Below are 19,057 nucleotides of genomic sequence, written 5' to 3' on the forward strand. Positions count from 1 at the left end.
CCATTAACGAGAATCGTCCTCACAAACCGTCGTCCCTGGGTGTTGGCTGGGAATTGTGCTGATTTACGAAACAGCCATTCGCCACCGATCACCCCTGCTCCGGCCAACCACGACAAGCGCACCGAACGTCGCAATCAATCACACCGAGGGTGATGTTCCGCTGTCGTTGGCTGGCGGTAACGTCAGCCCGGGCGGCGGACTGGCGGAGGTGCACGTGGCACGCGGTGGCGTCTTCTGTGTCGAGGGTCAGTGGCACCGGGACCTCAACGAGCGGGGTTCCGTGTTGCCCACCCTTGAGCTGCTGGAGCGACTGGGCAAGATCCGCTTCATCCACAAGGACGCCGCCACGCGCGACGAACTGTTCTACTTCCTGGACCGTTGGCTGCTCAAGCAGTACGCCGACCACCGGGTGGGCTTCTTCGCCATGCACGGCGAGCCGAGCCGGCTCTGCCTCACCGACTGGCAGTCCGTGGAGCTGAACGAGGTCGCCGACCTGATGGCCGGCCGCGCCGAGGGACGGCGACTCTATTTCGGCAGCTGCTCGGTGCTGCGCGCCTCGGACGCGGTGTTGCGTGAGTTCCTGGAGGTCACCGGTGCCGCGCTGATCTGCGGTTTCAGCCGAGAGGTCGACTGGGTCGAATCGGCGGCGTTCGAAACCGTCCTGCTCGACGTGCTCGCCAACGGTCAGCGGCACAATGCCGCCGAGCTGCGGATGGGCTCCGCCCACTGGGCGCCGCTCGCCTCGTACCTCGGTTTTCGGGTGATCTACGCCAACGGTCGGGCCTGGCGCCCCTCCAGCCGCCCCCGGGTGCCGACCCAGGCGGTGCACCGCTCCGCGCCCCGCTGACCCGCCGTCGCCGCCGCCCTGGTAGGAACGGGGAATGGCGCGCAGCATCGCACGGAACACCCGGGTCGACCGGGACGGCCTGCTCGACTTCCTCCGGCCGCGGCACCGCGTCGTGCTGATGACCACCCGGGTCGACGGCCGACCGCAGTCCTCCCCGGTCTCCGCCGGGATCGACGGACAGGGGCGGCTGGTCGTCTCCACCTACCCCGAGCGGGCCAAGGTGACGAACATCCGCCGCGACCCCCGGGTGTCGGCGTGCGTGCTCAGCGACGACTGGGACGGCCCGTGGGTGCAGATCGACGGCACCGCCGAGGTGCTCGACCTGCCCGAGGCGGTGGAGCCGCTCGTCGAGTACTTCCGCAGCATCTCCGGCGAGCACCCGGACTGGGACGACTACCGGGCGGCGATGGTGCGCCAGGGCAAGTCACTGATCCGCGTCACGATCGACGCCTGGGGCCCGATCGCCACCGGAGGCTTCCCCGCCCGCCTCGCCGACTGACCGCGGCCCCCGCCGCCCAGGTCAGTCGACCAGGGCGGAGTAGACGAGTTGGCGCAGTTGGGAGCGCAGCGGGTAGGTGCTCGACGGCATCAGTTGGGCGAACAGCAGCGCGGTGACCTCCTCGGCCGGGTCCACCCAGAAGGCCGTGCTGGCCACCCCACCCCAGTAGAACTCGCCGACGCTGCTCGGCACCCGGCTGGGGATCGGGTCCTCGACCACCGCGAAGCCGAGGCCGAAGCCGATCCCGTCCAGGGTCGTCTCGGCGAAGCCGCCGGTGGACAGCGTGCCCAGGTCCTGGCCACCCGGCAGGTGGTTGCGGGTCATGAACCGCACCGTGCGTGACCCGAGCAGCCGAACCCCGTCGAGTTCCCCACCGCGCAGCAGCAGTTGGGTGAAGCGGTGGTAGTCTGCGGCGCTGGAGATCAGACCACCACCGCCGGAGAGCAGGGTCGGCTTGCGGTACGCGTGCGACCCGAGGCCGTCGTGCCGAACGGCCCGGCCGCTGCGCGGGTCCGGTACGTAGAGCGCGGCCAGCCTCCCGGCCTCGTCGCCGTCCATCCACCAGCGGGTGTCGGTCATGCCCAGCGGGCCGAAGATCCGGTCGGCGAAGAACGCGTCGAGGCTCTGCCCGGAGACCACCTCGACGAGCCGGCCGAGCACGTCGGTGGCGACCGAGTAGCCCCAGGCGGAGCCGGGCTGGAACAGCAGCGGCAGCTCCCCGAAGGCCGCGCAGGCGCTGGCGAGGTCGACGTCCTCCGGTGGGTGCAGGTCGTAACCGGCGGCCCGGTAGAGCCCGTCGACCACCGAGGTCTGCAGGAAGCCGTACGTCAGACCGGCGGTGTGGGTGAGCAGGTGCCAGACCCGGATCGGCTCGGTCGCCGGCACGGTGAACGGCTTGAGCGCCGACCCCTTGGAGTAGACCCGCAGGTCGGCGAACTCCGGCAACCAGCGGCTGATCTCGTCGGTCAGCTCGAACCGGCCCTCCTCCCACAGCATCATCGCCGCGACCGAGGTGACCGGCTTGGTCATCGAGTAGATCCGCCAGAGCGTGTCGGCCTCGACCGGTGCGCCCGACTCCCGGTCGGCCAGCCCGTACGTCGAGGAGTGCGCCACCTCGCCCCGACGGGTGACCACCACCTGCCAGCCGGCCAGCCGGCCGTCGTCGACGTACCGGCCGAAGTGCTCGTCGATCCGCGCCAACCGCGTCGGGTCGAAACCGATCTGATCCGGGTCCGTGCTCTGAGCCACACTCACGTCGCCGAACCTACTAGCCGGTACGCCGACACCGGAAGGGGGCTGCCACCAGCGACGCCGGCCCGGCGCTGTCGGTGGTGGCCACTAGCCTGGTCGGATGCCGGAGCTGACCGAGAACGCGACCTTCCGCAACGAGGACTGGTACGGCGAGGAGCTCGTCGACAGGCACTTCGTGGGTTGCGAGTTCTTCGACGTGGACCTGACGGAGGCGGTGAGCCGCGGCGCGGTCTTCACCGGCTGCACGTTCGGCAACGTGCAGTTCAACGCATCCCGGCACGTCGACTCCGCCTTCACCCGTTGCGTCTTCCGGCGGTGCAACTTCTTCGAGGCCGAGTTCGCCGGCTGCAAGCTGATCGGCAGCACCTTCGTCGAGTGCGACCTGCGTCCGATGACGGTGGACGGCGGGGACTGGTCCTTCGTCGCGCTGCCCGGTGCCGACCTGCGGGGTGTCCGGCTGACCGGGGTGCGGATGCGCGAGGCGGACCTGACCAGGGCCAATCTCACCGGTGCCATCGTCACCGGCGTCGATCTTTCCGGCGCGCTGCTGCTCAACGTCCGGCTCGGCGGCGCCGACCTGCGCGGCAGCGACCTCACCGCGCTCGACCCGACGGTCGTCGAGCGGGACGGCGCCATCGTCGACGCCGAGCAGGCCATCGTCATCGCGCAGGTGCTCGGGTTCCGGATCGGCTGACGCGAGAGGCACCGGCGGTCCAGCCGGTACGCCGTTCGCGTGAGGCGGGGCATCCGGCAGCGTCCGGTCACGGGGCTGGACACGTCCGCCGCTCCGGATCTAGCGTGTCGTCCACACCGGTGCAAACGTGAAACGACCCACAGTGGACGGCGCGGCTCGCGACGGTCGATGGCAGCCGGGGCGGTGGAGGTGGAGGGTCGGTGACGGACGACGACCACGCGAGGACGCAGACCCGCACCGGGCTGCGCCGGGTCGCCCGTGCCCGGCAGCGGCGGCGTTGGGCGGTGGAGGGGGTTGCCGTACTCGTCTGCCTGGTGCTGTTGGTCTCGTACCTCGCCAGCCGGTCCGACCCGGAGTCCGGCGACGACCAGGCGGGCCGCGCGGGAGAGATGCCTGCCGGCGCCGCCCGTTCCGCCGCCCACCCGGCCACCGACGGGCGCACCGGCGAAGCGGGGCCGGCGATGCCGGGCCTGCGTCCGCGTCAGCGCCCACCCTCGCCCGATCCGACACCCGCGACAAGCGCGCCCGTCGCACCTCCCGCACCTCCCGCGTCGCCCGGGTCCCCGGTGCTGTCGATGACCCAGGGGGAGATGCCCGCCGAGGTCGACCTCACCGCCGTCGGCACCCGGGACTGGATGCACTGGGGGCCGCGCGGGGGTAACTCGACGGTCCGCAAGCGCTCCGGCTCCGGGGAGATCATTGATGCGGGCGGCGCCGGCACGCGGGTCGGCTGGGACGGCAACCAGGAGTACGTCCGCTGGTCCGACGGCTCGTCGCAGCGGTCGACGAACGGCACCTCCAACGGCGTCTACACCTGCGGTGCCGGCAACGGGTTCACCCTTGCCGTCGCCGGCAGCGGTGAACCGCGCACGGTGCAGGTCTACGGCGGCACCTGGATGGCTCGGGGCCGGCTGGAAGCACGCCTGTCCACCGGTGGGTCCGCCCGCACCGCCGTGCTGGAGGACCCGTACACCAGTCGGAGCGCCCAGTTCACCGTGCGGTTCGCCGCGCCGAAGAACGCCCGACTGCTGCTGACCTGGACCGTTGACAAGGTCTTCACCCCGCACTGCGGCAACGTCGGCCTCCAGGCCGTGGCGGTGCGCTGACCGGTCCGTCGCACCGCGGGACAGTTTGTCCGTCGCGGACCGTCGAGGAGGTCGTAACTTTCTGCTGTCCCCAACCAACTATCCAGTGTGGAGGCAGCGGAGATGAGCAGCAGCACCGCCCACCGCGTCCGTCGCGCCGTTACGTCCGGTGCCGATGAAGCGCCCGGGGAGGTGCTCCGCGACATTCCCCTGCCGCCGTACGTGACCGGTGAGGACACCCAGTTCGCGGTGCGGGCGGTGGTGGTGCACGCCCCGCAGCGGTGGTCCGGGGGAGTGGTCTGCCGCAACGATGCCAGCCCGCACCCGTGCCGCCTGCACCGCTGGGGCACCCGGGTGCTCGCCCTGCGCGGGCTGCGGGCCGCCGACATCGACGCGCTGATCGAGCGCGGCGACCCGACGGCGGTGGTCTCCCCACCGGACCGTCCGGCCTGACCGCGCGACGGGCCGGGAGGCGTGGACACACCTCCCGGCACTCGCTCAGCAGGTGATCGGCTTGACCCAGGAGCACTCGACGCCCTCCGCGGTCCGGGGCGTCTCCGGCACCGCAGGCGGTGCCATCCGTGCCGTGGTGGCCGCCCCGTCCTCGCGGTATCCCGCCAACGCCACGGCGATCTGGTCCTCCAACGGCTTGACCGATGCCGTCAGGTAGTTGTTCAGCAGGATGGAGAACGCCAACAGTCGGCCGTCGGCGCTCGTGACGTAGCCGGAAAGGCCGGAGACACCTGTCAGACTGCCGGTCTTGGCGTGCACGTTGCCCGCTGCGGGCGTGTTCGCCATCCGGCTGCGCAGGGTGCCGCCGACGAACCGGTCGGGTTGCCCGGCGATCGGCAGTGCCGAATGCCAGGTGGCGAACCACGGTTCGGCGCGGATGGCGCTCAGCAGGTCGACGAACTCCGTCGCGGGGACCAGGTTGCGCCGGGACAGCCCCGAGCCGTCGCGCTGGCGCAGCTTTCCGGTGTCCATGCCGGCGTCGGCCACGTACTCGCTGATCGCGGTCAGTCCGGCCGTCCAGGTGCCCGACCCGGACCGGACCCGGCCGATCTCCTTGGTCAACACCTCGGCGTGCCCATTGTTGGAGAGCTTGAGGAACGGGGTCATCAGCTCACCCAGGCTCATCGACTCGTGCCGCGCCACCGGGTCGGCCGTCTCCGGGGTGGACTGGCCGAGCACGGTCCGACCGAGCACCCGGACGCCGTGCCGGTGCAGCGCCGCCCGGAACACGTCGGCCGCGTAGCCGGTGGGCTCCTCGACGGTCACCCAGTCGCTGGCGGGCTCGTGTCCGACGGCGATCTGACCGCTCACCACGACCGTGTTGTCGCCGTGTTCGCGCTCGATCGAGATCGAGGTCGCACCATCGGTGACCGTGCGGGCGCGGTTGTCGATGCGCACGTACGCGGTGGGCGGGGTGGTGCTGATCACCGGTGCGGCGCCGGCTCGGGCCGCCGGGGCGGCGTGCACGATCACGGTGCCCGCGTCGTAGTCGGTGCTCGGCGCGACGGTCAGCGCGGACACCTGGGCGGCGTAGTAGTAGGGCTCGTCGTCCCAGGTCCAGTCGGGGCCGAGCCGGGTGTGGTCGTAGCGGGTGTCGTCGGCGACCAGGTTGCCGGCGACCACGCGCACGCCGTCGGCGGCGACCTGCGCGGCGAGCGCGTCGTAGTCCGTGGCGAGCATCGTCGGATCACCTCCGCCGCGAAGGTAGAGGTTGCCGGAGAGCAGGCCCGCGCGGCGCTTGCCGGTGGCGCGTACGTCGGTGCTGAAGCGGTGCCCCGGGCCGAGCAGCTCGAGGGCCGCCGTCGAGGTCAGCAGCTTGGTGTTCGAGGCCGGGATCAGCCGACGGTCACCGTTGCGGTCGTAGAGCGTCTGGCCGGTGCTCGTGTCGACCACGACCACCGATGTCTGCGCGCCGGCAAGCCGGGCGTCGGCGAGGATCGTGTCGATAGTGGCGTTCAGTCGGGTCGTCGCGGGCGTGGGCGACTCGGCCGTGGCGCCGGGCGCTCCGGCGGTGGCCGCGACGGCGACGAGCGTGAGCAGCGCGATGGCCCGAGGAAAGTGACGGCGATGCATGCGCCGATGCTGTCATGAGGTGTATTCGCCGGAGAAGGGCCGCGGGCGCGGGTCCTCGCCAACCGGACTACGTCGGTCGGCCGACCGACTTGTCGTGACCACCCCAGTAGTGCCGCTGCGCACCCATCACCATCGGCGCGACAAGCGCGGCGAGCGCCCCGCCGAGCAGCGGGAAGACGATGAACACCCAGAGCTGCCGCAGCGCCACGCCACCCTCGAAGACCGCCGGGCCGAACGCGCGGGCCGGGTTTACCGCGGCGCCGGTCAGCGTCACGCCGATCAGCTGGGTCGCGGCGAGGGCCAACCCGATGGCCAGACCTGCGGTGCCCGGATTCTCGCTACGACTGGTCACCACCAGGACGACAAGCACGAAAAGGAAGGTCAGAACGACCTCCAGCACGGCCGCGCCGCCCCGGTTGATGTGCGCGCCGTAACCGTTCGTGCCCAACGCCCCGGTCTGGTCCGCGACGTCGCCCCAGCGGGTCAACGCCCAGAGCACGAAGGCCGCCACTGTCGCGCCGACGAACTGCGCGATCCAGTACGCCACGGCACCGATCACCGAGATCTTTCCGGAGAGCAGCACACCGAGCGTCACCGCCGGATTGACGTGGCTCCCGGACAGGGGGCCGATCGTGTAGACGAGGGCGACCATCACGAAGCCGAAGGCCAGAGCGACCACCACCACGCCACCCTGGACCCGCGCGGCGACGGCACTGCCGACCCCGAAGAAGACCAGCAGCAGGGTCCCGAGGAACTCGGCCGCGTACCGACGAAAGTCGCTCATGAACTCAGCGTAAGCGCAGGCCAGGTGGCTGTTACCGGAATGGCCGGCCCCGCTGGCCCGAAGCGCGCCGGCCGTCGGTGTGATCGTCACCGAGGTGGCCCCCGGGCCCCGCTCTCGACTGATCTGGCTCTATTTGACGGATGCTCCGCCAGCGGGCACGGTGGTAGTGACGGGGCCGTCAGCTGCCCCGATTCCGAGCGACGGCGACGACCGTTCGCCCTCCTGTCGCCTCCCACGTGCGCTCGTACGCGAGCCGACCGTCCGGTCTGCGCATGATTGCGACCGCGAGCCGAGAATCCACGAGGAGTTCCGAAAATGCTCACCATGACCGACAACGCCGTGCTCGTCATCCGTGACCTCGCCAACCAGCAGGACGTCGCCCAGGACGGCGGCGTACGCATCGCCGCCGACACCGAGGCGGGCTCGCTGACCGTCGAGTTGGTGCCCGAGCCGGTGCAGGGCGATCGTGTGGTCGACAACCAGGGCGCCCGGATCTTCCTGGACGAGGATGCCGCCGAACTGCTCGGTGACGCCTCGGTGGACGCCACCGTCGACGACGAGGGTGTCATCCAGTTCGGCTTCACCGAGCGGCAGTAGACGCGGCCCGCCGGGTCGGAATTCGGCTGCTCGGGCGTCGGCCCGGCGACTACGCTGCCGCGGTGCCCCCGCCAGCTAACCGGTATCGGTCCACCGACGAGGACAGCGCCCGCTGGACGGGCTTCCCGTTCCGCGACGGCGACATCGTGATCAGCACCCGGTCCAAGAGCGGTACGACCTGGATGCAGATGATCTGCGCGCTCCTGGTGCTGGGCACTCCGGAGCTGCCGGCGCCGCTGACCGTGCTGTCGCCGTGGCTGGACTGGTTGGTCGAACCACGCGACGAGGTGTTCGACCGGCTGGCCGCGCAACCGCACCGGCGGTTCATCAAGACGCACACCCCGCTGGACGGCGTGCCGCTCGATCCTCGGGTGCACTACGTGGTGGTGGCCCGGCACCCGCTGGACCTGGCGGTGTCCCTCTATCACCAGGCCGGCAACCTGGACCCGGTGCGCCTCGCCGAGCTGACCGGCGCGCCCGCCCCGACGGGGCCGCCCCGGACAGCGCAGCCGTTGGAGCAGTGGCTGTCGAGGTGGGTCGACCGAAAGGCGGATCCGCGCGCCGACCTGGATTCGCTGCCCGGGGTGATGCTGCACCTGAGCGACGCCTGGGCCCGCCGGCACGAGCCGAACATCGTGCTGGTGCACTACGACGACCTGCTTGCCGACCTGGGCGGTGAGATGCGTCGGCTCGCCCATCGGTGGGGCATCGCGGTCCCGCCCGAACGCTGGCCCGACCTCGTCGAGGCGGCCACCTTCGGGCGGATGCGGGCGCGCGCGGACCGGCTCGCCCCGGACACGCTCGGCGTGCTGCGCGACCGGCAGCAGTTCTTCCGCCAGGGCACCTCGGGCCAGGGCCGCAACCTCCTGGACGAGTCCGGGCAGGCCCGATATCAGGAGCGGGCGGCGGCGCTGGCCCCGCCCGACCTGCTCGTCTGGCTACACCGCTAGGCGAGTAATTCCTCACCCGGCTGGGGCGGTGGGCGCAGCCGGCTGCCGTCGGTGACCGTCGGTCACCTCAGTGGGAGCGGATGCGGTAGTGAGCGATATACCTCTGAGTCATATTCATACCTCTGTGGTATATCGCTCAACAGTAGATCGAGAGCTAGGACCTACTCGTCCAGCCCTCAATCCCCTCACTCGCGGTGGGGCGTTTCCGGAGTGCTGCGGACAGGAGCGCGCGGCGCCGCTTCGACACTGGTCGGAACGTCGCCGCGCTCTGGCCGTCTCCCACCATCGCAGCCGTTCGGCAGTACGCCGGCAGGGACCTGGCTCGACCGACTCTTGGTGCCGGTCCGCGTACTCGATCCCCGGTCGGCGTGGATCCAAACCCGCCGACCGTGGGGAATTCCGTCGAGTGGTCAAGATGTCGCCTGGGTCGCCATCCGTTCAGTCCCTGCGTGACGCGCCGATGAACGGGGTATGAGCGTGGTCATGGAACATTTCACTATCGCGACCGTTGCCGAGCAGAGTCCGGACTTCCGGCGGGTGCTCTGGACCGGCGAGCACAGCCAGTTGGTCATCATGACCATCCCCGAGGGCGGGGAGATCGGCGAAGAGGTGCACGAGGACGTCGACCAGATCCTGACCTTCGTCAGTGGCGTCGGCGAGGCCCGGGTCGCCGGCTCGAAGCGGAAGGTCGTCTCCGGCGACCTGGTGGTCGTGCCGGCCGGCACCAAGCACAACTTCGTCAACACCGGCCCCAACCCGCTGGTGTTGTACACGGTCTACGGCCCGGCGGAGCATGCCGACAAGGCAGTCCACCGGACCAAGGAGGAGGCCGACGCGGCCGAGGAGGCGGGCAAGGACGAGCCGCCGACCGACTGAGCAGTTGGGCAGCGGTCTGATCCAGGCCGATGCGGGTACCCGCGGCGGGTGGAGCAGCAGCCGTCGATCTCCGACTACGGATTCCTCTCGGACTCCCGTTCGGGTGCCCTGGTCGGCAAGGACGGCTCGATCGACTGGTGGTGCCCGCACCGGTTCGACGGGGCCTCCGTGTTCGGGCGGCTGCTCGACCCGACCGCCGGGCACTTCCGGCTCGCACCGGTTGGCGCCGGTGGCCCGGGACACCGGGTGGAGCGCGCGTACCGGCCGGGCACGTTGGTGTTGCGCACGGTGCACCACACGCCGCACGGCAGCGTGGCGGTCACCGACGCGCTCGCCGCCGAGATCGGCGCCCGCGCCCACGAGCTGGGGATGAACTCGCCCGCCGTGCTGCTCCGGGTGGTCGAGGGGCTGTCCGGGCGAGTCCGGATGGAGCTGGATTTCGCGCCCCGACCGGAGTACGGCCTGCTCACGCCGTACCTGCACGAGCAGCCGGACGGCGGGGTGCTGGCCGGCGCCGGCCCGGTGGTGCTGGTGCTGCGCGCGCCGGGCCTGCGCCTGCGGGCGGGCCGCGACCGGGTGACGCACGAGTTCGAGGTGTCCACCGGTCAGGTGGTCGGGGTGGACGTGGCATTCGGTGCCGCGTACGGCGACCCTCCGGCCCGGCTGGATCCGGTGGCGGCGCTCGCCGAGACGACGCAGGCCTGGGACGCGTACCGGGATGTGCACGAGTACTCCGGCCGGTACCCCGATCTCGTCCGGCACAGCGCGACGGTCCTGACCGGCCTCACGTACGCCCGCAGCGGTGCGGTCGCCGCGGCGCTGACCACGTCGCTGCCGGAGCGGATCGGTGGCGACCGCAACTACGACTACCGCTACTCCTGGCTGCGGGACTTCTCGTTGACCATGCGCGCGCTGTGGGTGGCGGCCTGCCCGGACGAGGCGTCCCGGCTGTTCGCCTGGGCGTCGCGCTCGATCGGCCGGATCGGCGACGATCCGGTGCCGGTGCTCTTCGGGCTGGAGGGCGAGCGTGACCTCTCCGAGCACCACTGCCACCACCTGCGCGGATACCGCGGCAGCAGGCCGGTCCGGATCGGCAACGACGCCTGGCGGCAGCGGCAGCTCGACGTGCCGGGCGAGGTGATGTCGGCCGTGTGGCGGCTGCGCGACTATCTCGGTGCGCCGTTCGAGGGCGAGTTGCGGGAGATGGTGCTCGGATTGACCGAGCAGGTGGCGGCGACGTGGCACCTGCCGGACCGGGGCATGTGGGAGACCCGCGACGAGGAGCGCCACTACCTGTCGTCCAAGGTGATCTGCTGGCTGACGCTGGACCGGGCGGTGGGCCTCGCCGACCGGCTCGGCGAGGGGGCCGACCCGCAGCGCTGGGCACGGGTGCGCGACGAGATCCGCGAGACCGTGCTGCGTGAGGGCTGGAACGACCGGATCGGGGCGTTCACCGGTGCCTTCGGGTCGGCGGAGCTGGACGCCTCCGCGCTGACCCTGCCCGTGGCGCACTTCCTGCCCGCGACCGACCCGCGGATGCGTTCGACGATGGAGTTGGTGGAGCGGGAACTGGGCACGGACGGTGGGCTGGTCCGACGATGGTCGACCGACCCGGGTGGATTTCTGCTGTGTTCGTTCTGGCTGGTGGAGTGCCTGGTCATGGCGGGCGAGCCGGGGCGGGCCGAGGCGCTGTTCGAGCGGGTGGTGGGGTACGCCAACGACGTGGGGTTGTTCAGCGAGCAGATCGACCTGACCAGTGGGGAGCAGCTCGGCAACACCCCGCAGGCGCTCTCCCACGTCGGGCTGATCAACGCGGCCTGGCGGTTGACCGCGCCGGACAGTTACTGAGTCACACCAGCACCGGTACGCCGGACACGTCGACCGTGTCCGGATACTTCAGCCCAGCGCCGGTGTTGAGCACCACCACCCGCTCCCCGGCCCGGATCCACCCGCCGGCGCGCAGCTGCCGTGCCGCGGTCAGGCAGGCCGCCCCCTCCGGGCAGAGCAGCAACCCCTCCCGACGGGCGAAGTCCCGCAGGTCGGCCAGGATGTCCGCGTCGTCGACCGCCACAGCGGTGCCGGAGGACTCGCGCAGCGCCGCCAGGATCAGCTCGTCGCCCAGCGGGGCCGGCACGGTGATGCCGAACGCCACCGTGTGCGCGTCCGCCCAGGGCCGCGCCCGGTCCTCACCGGCGGCGAACGCCCGCACGATCGGTGCGCAGCCGGTCGACTGCACCGCCACCAGCCGGGGCAGCTTGTCGCCGATCCAGCCCAGCTCGCGCAGCTCGTGCAGTGCCTTGTGGATGCCGATCAACCCGACACCACCGCCGGTCGGGTAGATGATCACGTCGGGCGCCTGCCAACCGAGCTGCTCGACGATCTCGTACCCCATCGTCTTCTTGCCCTCCAGCCGGTAGGGCTCGCGCAGCGTGCCGGCGTCGAAGATCGCCCCGTTCGACTCCGCGATCAGCTCGGCGACCCGCCGGCCGGCGTCGCTGATCAGCCCGTCGATCAGGCGCAGGTCGGCCCCCGCGGCGACGCACTCGCGCCGGCAGATGCTCGGGGCGCCCAGCGGCATGACGATTGTCGCGCCCATCCCGGCGCGCGCGGCGTACGTCGCCCAGGCCGACCCGGCGTTGCCGTTGGTGGGCATCGCGATCCGCTCGACCCCCAGCTCACGGGCCCGACTCACGCCGACCGCCGCCCCGCGCGCCTTGAACGAGCCGGTCGGGATCAACCCCTCGTCCTTGACCATCAGGTCCGCGATGCCGATCTCGGCGCCGTACGCCGGGGCGCGCAGTAGCGGCGTCCAGCCCTCGCCGAGCGTCGTGACGTGCCGTGGGTCGCCGACCGGCAGCACCTCCCGGTAGCGCCACAGGTCGGCCGGGCGCAGTCCGAACCGTTCCGGGGTGACCGCCTTCGCCACCGCCGGCAGGTCGTAGCGGGCCAGCAGCGGGGAGCCGCACGCGCAGAGGTTGCGCAACTCGTCGGCGGAGTGCCTCTTGCCGCAGCGCGGGCAGTCCAGGTGGGTCAGGTACACATCGCTCCTCGCCGTTTCAGACCGCGTCGATGCTCAACCAGCGCCGGCTGCGCCGCCCCGGCTCGTACACCGAGTCGAGCCGCTTGGCGACCACGCCCGGTAGGCCCTGCTCCCGCCCGGTGCGCAGGGCCTCGTCGCCCGCGCCCGGGAACCATGGCGGAGTCTGCCAGTGCACACCGGCCAAGGCCAGCCCATCGAGCAGCTCCCGGCGTTGCGCGTACGGCACGTCGACGCTGCTCACACCCTCCAGCCAGAGCAGGTCGACGATCAGGTACTGGGCTCGTACCCCCAGGCGGCACGGTCGCGGGGGAGCCCGGCGGCGGCCGTGGCGTGCATCGGGTGGTCTTCGGTGTGCACGGCGAGGTGGTTGCGACCCGGATCGCGGGGCAGGCCGCGCGGCACCGCCCAGGACGCCAGCACCCCCTGGTGCTCCAGGCGCAGGTCCCAGTGCAGGCTCCGGGCGTGGTGCTGCTGGATGACGAAGCGCGCGGTGTCGCCGTCGGCCCCGGGTGTCGCGGGGGTCCGCGCCGGCACCGGCTCCGGCGTACGGGCCGCGTCCCGTCGTCGCCGGTACTCCTCCAGCCGGTCGGTCACACAGGCATTCTGCGGCACACCGGATCGGTGCGCTGGATGCCGGAGTGTCCGGTTCGCTCGGCGGCCGGGTGCTCGGCGGGGTAGAACGGACCTGATGGACCTCACCGACCAGCCCACCGTCCTGCTCCCGGGCGACGTCCGGATGCCCCTGCTCGGCTTCGGCACCTGGCAGGCCACCGGCCAGGCCGGTTACGACGCGGTGCTGGCCGCGCTCGACACCGGCTACCGGCACGTCGACACCGCCACCGTGTACGGCAACGAGCGCGAGGTCGGCCGGGCCGTGCAGGAGAGCGGGCTGCGCCGGGAGGACATCTTCCTCACCACCAAGCTCCCGCCGAACCGGGTGGGCCAGGAGCGGGCGACGTTGGAGGCCAGCCTGGAGGCGCTCGGCGTCGACCAGGTGGACCTCTGGTTGATCCACTGGCCACCGTCGTCACCGTCGGACAGCATCCCGCTCTGGCGTGAGCTGCTGGCGGCCCGGGACGAGAACCTCGTTCGGGCGGTGGGTGTCAGCAACTACAGCACCGGGCAGATCGACGAGCTGATCCAGTCGACCGAGGAGAACCCGGCGGTCAACCAGATCGAGTGGAGTCCGGCGCTGTACGACCGGCAGCGGCACGCCGAGCACCGGGACCGGGGCGTGGTGCTGGAGGGTTACAGCCCGTTCAAGACCAGCGACCTCAGCGACCCGGTGCTGACCAGGATCGCTGCCGCGCACGGGGTCTCGCCGGCGCAGGTGGTGCTGCGGTGGCACATCGACCACGAGATCGTGGCGATCCCGAAGTCGGTGACCCCGGAGCGGATCACCGCCAACTTCGACGTCTTCCACTTCTCGCTCACGGCCGAGGAGATGCGCGACATCGACGCGCTCGGCAAGGTCTGAACCGGCGGCTTCGTTCAGATCGGGCCGGTGCCGTGCCCGAGCAAAGGCTGCTCGGGCACGGCACCGTTCACGATTCAGCCGAAAGCTGGTTTAGGCCAGGTGGGGTGGTTATGCGATGGCGGCGATGTCACCGTCGTCGAAGTAGATGGCTTGGTGGAGGCGTCCGCCGAGGGCGGCGGCGTAGCGGGCGACGATGTCTTGGCCGGAGATCTTGCCCTGTTCGATTTGGGAGACGCGGCCTTTGGTGACGCTCATGCGTTCGGCGACCTGCTGTTGGGTTAGGCCACGGGCGCGGCGTACCTCGGCAAGGCGGTGTCCGACCACGGTGGCGAGTAGTTCCTGCTTGCCCGTCTCGACGGCCTGTTCGCCGCCGGCGCGCTCGACCTGAGCGGCGCGGATGTCGCTCCAGCGTGCGTAGCTGCTCATGGCTGTCGGCCCTCCTCCTCGGCGCGTTCCTTCAGATAGATCTCGTAGCGTTGCTCGGCCAGGGGGATTGCCTCCGCGTACCACTGCTGCCATCGTCCGGCCTTGTCTCCGGCGACGAGCAGGATGCTGGAACGCCACGGGTCGAAGGCGAAGAGTATGCGTACGGTGCCGGGGCGCAGCTCTTTGAGGTTGGCGACCGACGAGCCGTGGATCGTGTCGACCAGCGGCCGGCCGAGCCCTGGACCAGCTTCGGCGAGCAAGTCGATGGCTTGCACGACGCGGGCGTGGGTGAGTGGATCGAGGCTGTCGATCCACTCCTGTACTTCGCTGACGAGGTAGATCTCCCACTCGTCCGTTGCCATCCGTGAAGTATAGCGTCTGCTATACCTGGGGTGTGTGAGGTTGCACAGGTAGCCGCGCAGCGTGGCGGCCGAGGAGATGCGCGGACATCGGCGCGCTCGGCGAGGTCTGAGTCGGCGATTTCCTTCAGTGAGCTACATGATGATGAAGGGTATCGACATCGACGTTCGTGACGGTATAGCGTGCCCGTCAGCACGCTCGTCGATCCGTTCGAAACCCGCCGTCGCTGGAGGATCGCCATGTCCCGACCCTCGTCCACCCGCCTGCGCCGCCGTGGGGTGCTCGGCATCCCGGCCCTGGTGGCCGCCGCGCTGACCGTCGTCGCCCGACCCGCCCCGGCGAGTGCCGCGCCGAAGGCCGAGTGTCTCGCCGACCTGCTCCAGGACGCCTGATGGCGACGATTCCCTGGCTGGTGGACGTCCTGCGCGCCGCCGGGGTCCAGGTCGTCGTCGAGGGGGACTGGCTCAACCGGATGCGACCGGGCTCCTTCGACCCGATCGGGGTGCTCTGGCACCACACCGCCTCGACCTCCAGCGCCAGCAACCCGCACCCGGCGCTCGGCATCTGCATCAACGGCCGGTCCGACCTGCCCGGCCCGCTCTGCCAGGCGCTCGTTGACTACAACGGTGTCTTCCACGTCATCTCCGCCGGCCGCTGCAACCACGCCGGAGTCAGCGGCGGCAGCGGGCCGATCCCGGCGGGCGACGGCAACACCCTCATGATCGGGTGGGAGATCGACTACAACGGCGTCAGTCAGGAGATGACCGCCGCGCAGTACAGCGCGTCGCTGGCCGCCACCGCTGCCGTGCTCACCCGCCTGGGCCGGGACAGCAGCTATGCCCGGGGGCACCGGGAGACCAGCACCACCGGCAAGATCGACCCGTCGTTCATCGACCTGAACGTGATGCGGGCCGACGTGGCGGCGAGGATGGCCGGCGGCGGCACGGCCTGGTCCTCCACGGTGGACAACACGACCAGCGGCCGGTTCACCGCCAGCGCCAACTGGGGCGTGTCGTCGTACTCCGGGCAGCGCTACGGGGCCGACTACCGGTACGCGGACCCGGTCGCGGCCAGCGACGTCGCGTGGTACCGGTTCAACGTCCCGGCCACCGCCAGCTACCGGGTCGAGGCCTGGTGGCCGGCGAACTCCGGCTACAACAGCGCCGCCCCGTACATCGTCGCCACCAGCACCGGCAACCAGACGGTGCGGGTCGACCAACGGGCCACCGGCGGGCAGTGGCGCGTCCTCGGCACGTTCGCTCTCCCGGCGGGCGACGCCAACCGGGTGGGCGTGAGCCGGTGGAGCAACACCACCGGCCTGGTCATCGCCGACGCCGTACGCCTCACCCGCGTCTGACGGCTGCCTTCCGGCGCTTGATCTCGGCCGTCCGGGCTTGATCGACTCGACTTTCTGAAAGTCGGGGCGTCCCAGGCGCGATGATGCCCCGACTTCAGGTAACCCGAGTGGATCTTTTGAGTGGTGGGGGCGCGACCGGACGGTCGCGCCCCCACCGCAGGTTCAGGAGCGGGAGCAGGTTGCCCCGTTGAGCGAGAAGCTGGTGGGGGACGAGTACGACCCGCTCAGCGTGCCCTGGTAGCCGAAGCTGGCCGTGCCACCGGGTCCGACCGACCCGTTGTGGCCGACGTTGCGGGCGGTCACCGTCGACCCGCTCTGGCTCACCGTGGCGTTCCAGGCGTTGGTGACCTGCTGCCCGCCGGGCAGGCTGTAGGTCAGCGTCCAACCGTTGATCGCGCTGGACCCGGTGTTGCTGATCTGCACGTCTGCCGTGAAGCCGTTGTTCCACGAGTTCGCCGTGTACTTCACCGCGCAGCTCGCGCCACCGCCCGGCGGCGGGGTCGTCGGCGGCTGGCCGCCACCGTTGACGTTCGCTGAGAACGAGGTCACCGCGAGGCCGGCGCCACCCTGCCAGGGCTCGAAGCCGGCCTGGATGCTGGTCAGGTACCAGGAGTTGGTGATCGCGCCCCGGTTGCGGGTGTCGTTGATGAAGTCCAGCACGCTGAAGTTCAGGCTGGAGATCGCCGACGACGCGACGTAGGAGATGACGTTGTTGGAGCCGTTGCTACCCCGCCAGACCTCCCAGGTGCGGCCGGCCAGGTTCGTCGTGCCGACGACCGAGCCGATGGGCTGGATCGGACCCTGCCGGTTGAGCCAGATCATGATCTCCATCTGGTTCACCCCGTCCCGCTTGGGCGACGGGTCCAGCCAGATGTCGTACGACGCGTTGTAGGTCGCCCCGCTGACGTAGCGGTAGGAGATGCTGCTGGTGGCGCTGCTGATCTGGCTCACCTGGATCGGCAGGTTCGTGCCGGGGGAGCAGTTGGTGTAGTGACAACCGAAGAACACCGAGGGGTACGCCGTGGGCGCCCCGTTGGTGGGGCTGCTGCCGTTCAGGGTGGTGATCTCGAAGCCGTTGTTGGTGGCGTTGATGCACTGCTGGGCGGTGGTGCCCCAGCGGTTGTTCTGCACCACGTAGCGGCCCTGGATGACTGTCGAGCCGTACTGTTCGCAGATCTGGGTGTCGGCGGAAGCTGTGCCGCCGAAGGCCACCGCTACCAGCGAGCCGGCGAGCAGCACGCCGGCGGCGGCCAGGGCCCGAAGTTGACGTTTCATGACGCTCCTTGACTCGGCGCATGCCGGGCGCCGCGTGTGGTGGGGTGGTGCGGGAGCGCTCCCACGCTCAACGACACATTTACATGCCTGAAACTGCTGCGCAACCGTACGCGGCAAACTGATGAATCGGGCGGATTGCCGTGCACCCACCGGACGGCTGCCGACGGGCGACCAGCCAAGCGGCTCGGGCACGCCGACGAGTGGAGCCGCGCGGCCGATCGGGCCTGGCGTGCGCCGATCGCTCCGAGTAGCGTGTTGCCTCCAACGCGTTCCGCTCCCCCTCCGGAGGCGTACACCACCATGGGTGGCTCCCCCCTGCGCATCCTCGTCGTCGGCGCGGGCATCGCCGGCCTGGCCGCGGCTCGGGCCCTGCGCCTCGCGGGCTTCCGGCCCGACGTCACCGACAAGCTGCCACCGGGGGAGTCCACCGAAGCCGGCCTCTACCTGCCCGGCAACGCCGCCCGCGCGCTGCACCGGCTCGATCTGCACCACCCGGTCCGCCCGCTCGGGCAGGTGATCCACCGGCAGCTGTTCTTCGACGCCACCGGCGCGCGACTCTGCGAGGTCGACCTCGACACCCTCTGGGCCGGCGTCGGCGAATGCCGGGCGCTGCCCCGGGCCGACCTGCACCGGGTGCTGCTCAGCGGTGCCGGCGGCGCCGTCCGGCACGGTGCCGAGGTCCGCACCCTGGAGCTGCTGCCGGGCGCGGTCGGGGTCACCTTCACCGACGGCACCACCGCCGAGTACGACCTGGTCATCGGTGCCGACGGGCCACGCTCCTCGGTCCGCGCGCTGGCCGCGCTCGGCGGGCCGCCCCGCCCGGTCGGTCAGGTGGTCTACCGGGCCGTGCTGCGCGACGGCCCACCCGTCACCGAGTGGACCGCCCTGCTCGGCCAGCGCTCCGGGTTCCTGATGGTGCCGATCGGAGCGGGGCGACTGCACCTCTACGCCGACGAGGCCGGCACCGAGGAGCCCGCCGATCCGCTGGCCCGGTTGCGCGAACTCTTCGCCGACTACCGCGGCCCGGTGCCGGAGGTGCTGGCGGCACTCGACAAGGTGCACGTCGGGATCACCGACGAGGTGGAGTTGGGCCGCTGGTACCGGGGACGGGTGCTCCTGGTCGGCGATGCCGCGCACGCCACCGCGCCCACGCTCTCCCAGGGAGCGGCGATGGCACTTGAGGACGCGGTGGTGCTCGCGGAATCGTTGCGCGCCGCCGGCAGCGTGGAAGCCGCCCTGGTGGCGTACGAGAGTCGTCGTCGTCCGCGTACCCGATGGGTGCGGGACCGGACCCGGGACCGCAACCGGACCAGGGACGTGCCGCCGGCGCTGCGCGACCCGCTGCTGCGCGGGCGCGGCGGCCGAATCTTCGGGGAGCACTACCGGCTACTGCTCGGCCCGCTGTAGGCCCGTAGTAGATCGTGTCACGCCACCCCACGCGGCGCTGCGACCTG

20 protein-coding genes and 1 pseudogene are annotated in these 19,057 nt (G+C 71.0%); 13 read left to right on the forward strand and 8 right to left on the reverse strand.

The window, feature by feature from the left end; translation table 11 throughout:
• Positions 1–214 precede the first annotated feature (214 nt).
• Together AB0C25_RS24070 and AB0C25_RS24075 are read left to right on the forward strand one after the other, a co-directional pair.
• Positions 215–847 carry a hypothetical protein gene (locus tag AB0C25_RS24070; RefSeq protein WP_357376492.1) on the forward strand — a complete coding sequence of 211 codons (633 nt, stop codon included), beginning with the start codon at positions 215–217 and terminating at the stop codon, positions 845–847.
• 34 nt (positions 848–881) lie between these two features.
• A complete protein-coding gene (locus AB0C25_RS24075; RefSeq protein ID WP_357376493.1) occupies positions 882–1,346 on the forward strand; it encodes a PPOX class F420-dependent oxidoreductase in 465 nt (154 codons plus the stop codon).
• A gap of 21 nt (positions 1,347–1,367) precedes the next feature.
• Here AB0C25_RS24075 and AB0C25_RS24080 read toward each other — a convergent pair whose 3' ends face one another.
• On the reverse strand, positions 1,368–2,600 hold the full coding sequence (locus AB0C25_RS24080; RefSeq protein ID WP_357376494.1) for a serine hydrolase domain-containing protein: 1,233 nt from the start codon (positions 2,598–2,600) through the stop codon (positions 1,368–1,370).
• 97 nt (positions 2,601–2,697) lie between these two features.
• Here AB0C25_RS24080 and AB0C25_RS24085 point away from each other — a divergent pair, with 97 nt between their 5' ends.
• The 3 genes from AB0C25_RS24085 (at position 2,698) to AB0C25_RS24095 (ending at position 4,829) form a co-directional block, all read left to right on the forward strand.
• The gene (locus AB0C25_RS24085; RefSeq protein ID WP_357376495.1) at positions 2,698–3,291 is read left to right on the forward strand and encodes a pentapeptide repeat-containing protein; all 594 of its coding nucleotides are present in this window, start codon (positions 2,698–2,700) and stop codon (positions 3,289–3,291) included.
• A gap of 200 nt (positions 3,292–3,491) precedes the next feature.
• The gene (locus AB0C25_RS24090) at positions 3,492–4,397 is read left to right on the forward strand and encodes a hypothetical protein (RefSeq protein ID WP_357376496.1); all 906 of its coding nucleotides are present in this window, start codon (positions 3,492–3,494) and stop codon (positions 4,395–4,397) included.
• A 102-nt stretch (positions 4,398–4,499) separates the two neighbouring features.
• Complete coding sequence (locus AB0C25_RS24095) at positions 4,500–4,829, forward strand: hypothetical protein (protein ID WP_357376497.1); 330 nt, start codon at positions 4,500–4,502, stop codon at positions 4,827–4,829.
• A gap of 45 nt (positions 4,830–4,874) precedes the next feature.
• Here the strand turns inward: AB0C25_RS24095 and dacB are convergent, their stop codons facing one another.
• Together dacB and AB0C25_RS24105 are read right to left on the reverse strand one after the other, a co-directional pair.
• Positions 4,875–6,461 carry a D-alanyl-D-alanine carboxypeptidase/D-alanyl-D-alanine-endopeptidase gene (gene dacB, locus AB0C25_RS24100; RefSeq protein ID WP_357376498.1) on the reverse strand — a complete coding sequence of 529 codons (1,587 nt, stop codon included), beginning with the start codon at positions 6,459–6,461 and terminating at the stop codon, positions 4,875–4,877.
• 67 nt (positions 6,462–6,528) lie between these two features.
• Positions 6,529–7,245, reverse strand: coding sequence for an aquaporin (locus AB0C25_RS24105; protein ID WP_357376499.1), 717 nt, complete (start codon positions 7,243–7,245; stop codon positions 6,529–6,531).
• A 315-nt stretch (positions 7,246–7,560) separates the two neighbouring features.
• Here AB0C25_RS24105 and AB0C25_RS24110 point away from each other — a divergent pair, with 315 nt between their 5' ends.
• The 4 genes from AB0C25_RS24110 to AB0C25_RS24125 all read left to right on the forward strand — a co-directional run bounded on the left by AB0C25_RS24110 (position 7,561) and on the right by AB0C25_RS24125 (position 11,516).
• Positions 7,561–7,842, forward strand: coding sequence for an adhesin (locus tag AB0C25_RS24110; protein WP_355032899.1), 282 nt, complete (start codon positions 7,561–7,563; stop codon positions 7,840–7,842).
• A 62-nt stretch (positions 7,843–7,904) separates the two neighbouring features.
• Positions 7,905–8,792 carry a sulfotransferase domain-containing protein gene (locus AB0C25_RS24115; RefSeq protein ID WP_357376500.1) on the forward strand — a complete coding sequence of 296 codons (888 nt, stop codon included), beginning with the start codon at positions 7,905–7,907 and terminating at the stop codon, positions 8,790–8,792.
• A 483-nt stretch (positions 8,793–9,275) separates the two neighbouring features.
• Entirely contained in the window at positions 9,276–9,668 is a 393-nt protein-coding gene (locus AB0C25_RS24120; protein WP_357376501.1) for a cupin domain-containing protein, read from the forward strand.
• Positions 9,669–9,716: 48 nt separating this feature from the next.
• Positions 9,717–11,516, forward strand: a complete 1,800-nt coding sequence (locus AB0C25_RS24125) for a glycoside hydrolase family 15 protein (RefSeq protein ID WP_357376502.1) — start codon at positions 9,717–9,719, stop codon at positions 11,514–11,516.
• Position 11,517: 1 nt separating this feature from the next.
• Here the strand turns inward: AB0C25_RS24125 and AB0C25_RS24130 are convergent, their stop codons facing one another.
• Both AB0C25_RS24130 and AB0C25_RS24135 read right to left on the reverse strand, forming a co-directional pair.
• Positions 11,518–12,708 carry a threonine synthase gene (locus tag AB0C25_RS24130; RefSeq protein ID WP_357376503.1) on the reverse strand — a complete coding sequence of 397 codons (1,191 nt, stop codon included), beginning with the start codon at positions 12,706–12,708 and terminating at the stop codon, positions 11,518–11,520.
• A gap of 16 nt (positions 12,709–12,724) precedes the next feature.
• Positions 12,725–13,302, reverse strand: a pseudogene (locus AB0C25_RS24135) (DNA polymerase ligase N-terminal domain-containing protein).
• Positions 13,303–13,396: 94 nt separating this feature from the next.
• On the opposite strand from AB0C25_RS24135, the gene AB0C25_RS24140 reads away from it, so the two are divergent.
• Positions 13,397–14,185 (forward strand): aldo/keto reductase, encoded by a 789-nt coding sequence (locus tag AB0C25_RS24140; RefSeq protein ID WP_357376504.1) that lies wholly within the window; start codon positions 13,397–13,399, stop codon positions 14,183–14,185.
• Positions 14,186–14,293: 108 nt separating this feature from the next.
• On the opposite strand, the gene AB0C25_RS24145 is transcribed toward AB0C25_RS24140, so the two are convergent.
• Positions 14,294–14,611, reverse strand: a complete 318-nt coding sequence (locus AB0C25_RS24145; RefSeq protein ID WP_357376505.1) for a helix-turn-helix transcriptional regulator — start codon at positions 14,609–14,611, stop codon at positions 14,294–14,296.
• Positions 14,608–14,973 (reverse strand): type II toxin-antitoxin system RelE/ParE family toxin, encoded by a 366-nt coding sequence (locus AB0C25_RS24150; RefSeq protein ID WP_357256020.1) that lies wholly within the window; start codon positions 14,971–14,973, stop codon positions 14,608–14,610. The genes AB0C25_RS24145 and AB0C25_RS24150 overlap by 4 nt, the downstream gene beginning before the upstream one ends.
• A 237-nt stretch (positions 14,974–15,210) precedes the next feature.
• On the opposite strand from AB0C25_RS24150, the gene AB0C25_RS24155 reads away from it, so the two are divergent.
• Both AB0C25_RS24155 and AB0C25_RS24160 read left to right on the forward strand, forming a co-directional pair.
• Positions 15,211–15,363: a hypothetical protein gene (locus AB0C25_RS24155; protein ID WP_357376506.1), complete on the forward strand. Its 153-nt coding sequence runs from the start codon at positions 15,211–15,213 to the stop codon at positions 15,361–15,363.
• On the forward strand, positions 15,363–16,328 hold the full coding sequence (locus AB0C25_RS24160; protein ID WP_357376507.1) for an N-acetylmuramoyl-L-alanine amidase: 966 nt from the start codon (positions 15,363–15,365) through the stop codon (positions 16,326–16,328). Before AB0C25_RS24155 ends, AB0C25_RS24160 begins: the two co-directional genes overlap by 1 nt.
• A 162-nt stretch (positions 16,329–16,490) precedes the next feature.
• On the opposite strand, the gene AB0C25_RS24165 is transcribed toward AB0C25_RS24160, so the two are convergent.
• Positions 16,491–17,603, reverse strand: a complete 1,113-nt coding sequence (locus AB0C25_RS24165; protein WP_357376508.1) for a cellulose binding domain-containing protein — start codon at positions 17,601–17,603, stop codon at positions 16,491–16,493.
• 300 nt (positions 17,604–17,903) lie between these two features.
• Between AB0C25_RS24165 and AB0C25_RS24170 the strand changes: the two genes are divergently transcribed.
• Entirely contained in the window at positions 17,904–19,010 is a 1,107-nt protein-coding gene (locus tag AB0C25_RS24170) for an FAD-dependent monooxygenase (protein ID WP_357376509.1), read from the forward strand.
• Positions 19,011–19,057: the final 47 nt, after the last annotated feature.

Origin of the sequence: Micromonospora sp. NPDC048839, from assembly GCF_040649915.1 — a bacterium.
Classification (GTDB): domain Bacteria; phylum Actinomycetota; class Actinomycetes; order Mycobacteriales; family Micromonosporaceae; genus Micromonospora.

Excerpts from the sequence above, each read along its gene's own strand:
- AB0C25_RS24075 (WP_357376493.1), top strand. The coding sequence starts at position 882 with ATGGCGCGCAGCATCGCACGGAACACCCGGGTCGACCGGGACGGCCTG.
- AB0C25_RS24085 (WP_357376495.1), top strand. The coding sequence starts at position 2,698 with ATGCCGGAGCTGACCGAGAACGCGACCTTCCGCAACGAGGACTGGTAC.
- AB0C25_RS24095 (WP_357376497.1), top strand. The coding sequence starts at position 4,500 with ATGAGCAGCAGCACCGCCCACCGCGTCCGTCGCGCCGTTACGTCCGGT.
- dacB (WP_357376498.1), bottom strand. The coding sequence starts at position 6,461 with ATGCATCGCCGTCACTTTCCTCGGGCCATCGCGCTGCTCACGCTCGTC.
- AB0C25_RS24105 (WP_357376499.1), bottom strand. The coding sequence starts at position 7,245 with ATGAGCGACTTTCGTCGGTACGCGGCCGAGTTCCTCGGGACCCTGCTG.
- AB0C25_RS24110 (WP_355032899.1), top strand. The coding sequence starts at position 7,561 with ATGCTCACCATGACCGACAACGCCGTGCTCGTCATCCGTGACCTCGCC.
- AB0C25_RS24120 (WP_357376501.1), top strand. The coding sequence starts at position 9,276 with ATGGAACATTTCACTATCGCGACCGTTGCCGAGCAGAGTCCGGACTTC.
- AB0C25_RS24140 (WP_357376504.1), top strand. The coding sequence starts at position 13,397 with ATGGACCTCACCGACCAGCCCACCGTCCTGCTCCCGGGCGACGTCCGG.
- AB0C25_RS24145 (WP_357376505.1), bottom strand. The coding sequence starts at position 14,611 with ATGAGCAGCTACGCACGCTGGAGCGACATCCGCGCCGCTCAGGTCGAG.
- AB0C25_RS24150 (WP_357256020.1), bottom strand. The coding sequence starts at position 14,973 with ATGGCAACGGACGAGTGGGAGATCTACCTCGTCAGCGAAGTACAGGAG.
- AB0C25_RS24155 (WP_357376506.1), top strand. The coding sequence starts at position 15,211 with ATGTCCCGACCCTCGTCCACCCGCCTGCGCCGCCGTGGGGTGCTCGGC.
- AB0C25_RS24160 (WP_357376507.1), top strand. The coding sequence starts at position 15,363 with ATGGCGACGATTCCCTGGCTGGTGGACGTCCTGCGCGCCGCCGGGGTC.
- AB0C25_RS24165 (WP_357376508.1), bottom strand. The coding sequence starts at position 17,603 with ATGAAACGTCAACTTCGGGCCCTGGCCGCCGCCGGCGTGCTGCTCGCC.
- AB0C25_RS24170 (WP_357376509.1), top strand. The coding sequence starts at position 17,904 with ATGGGTGGCTCCCCCCTGCGCATCCTCGTCGTCGGCGCGGGCATCGCC.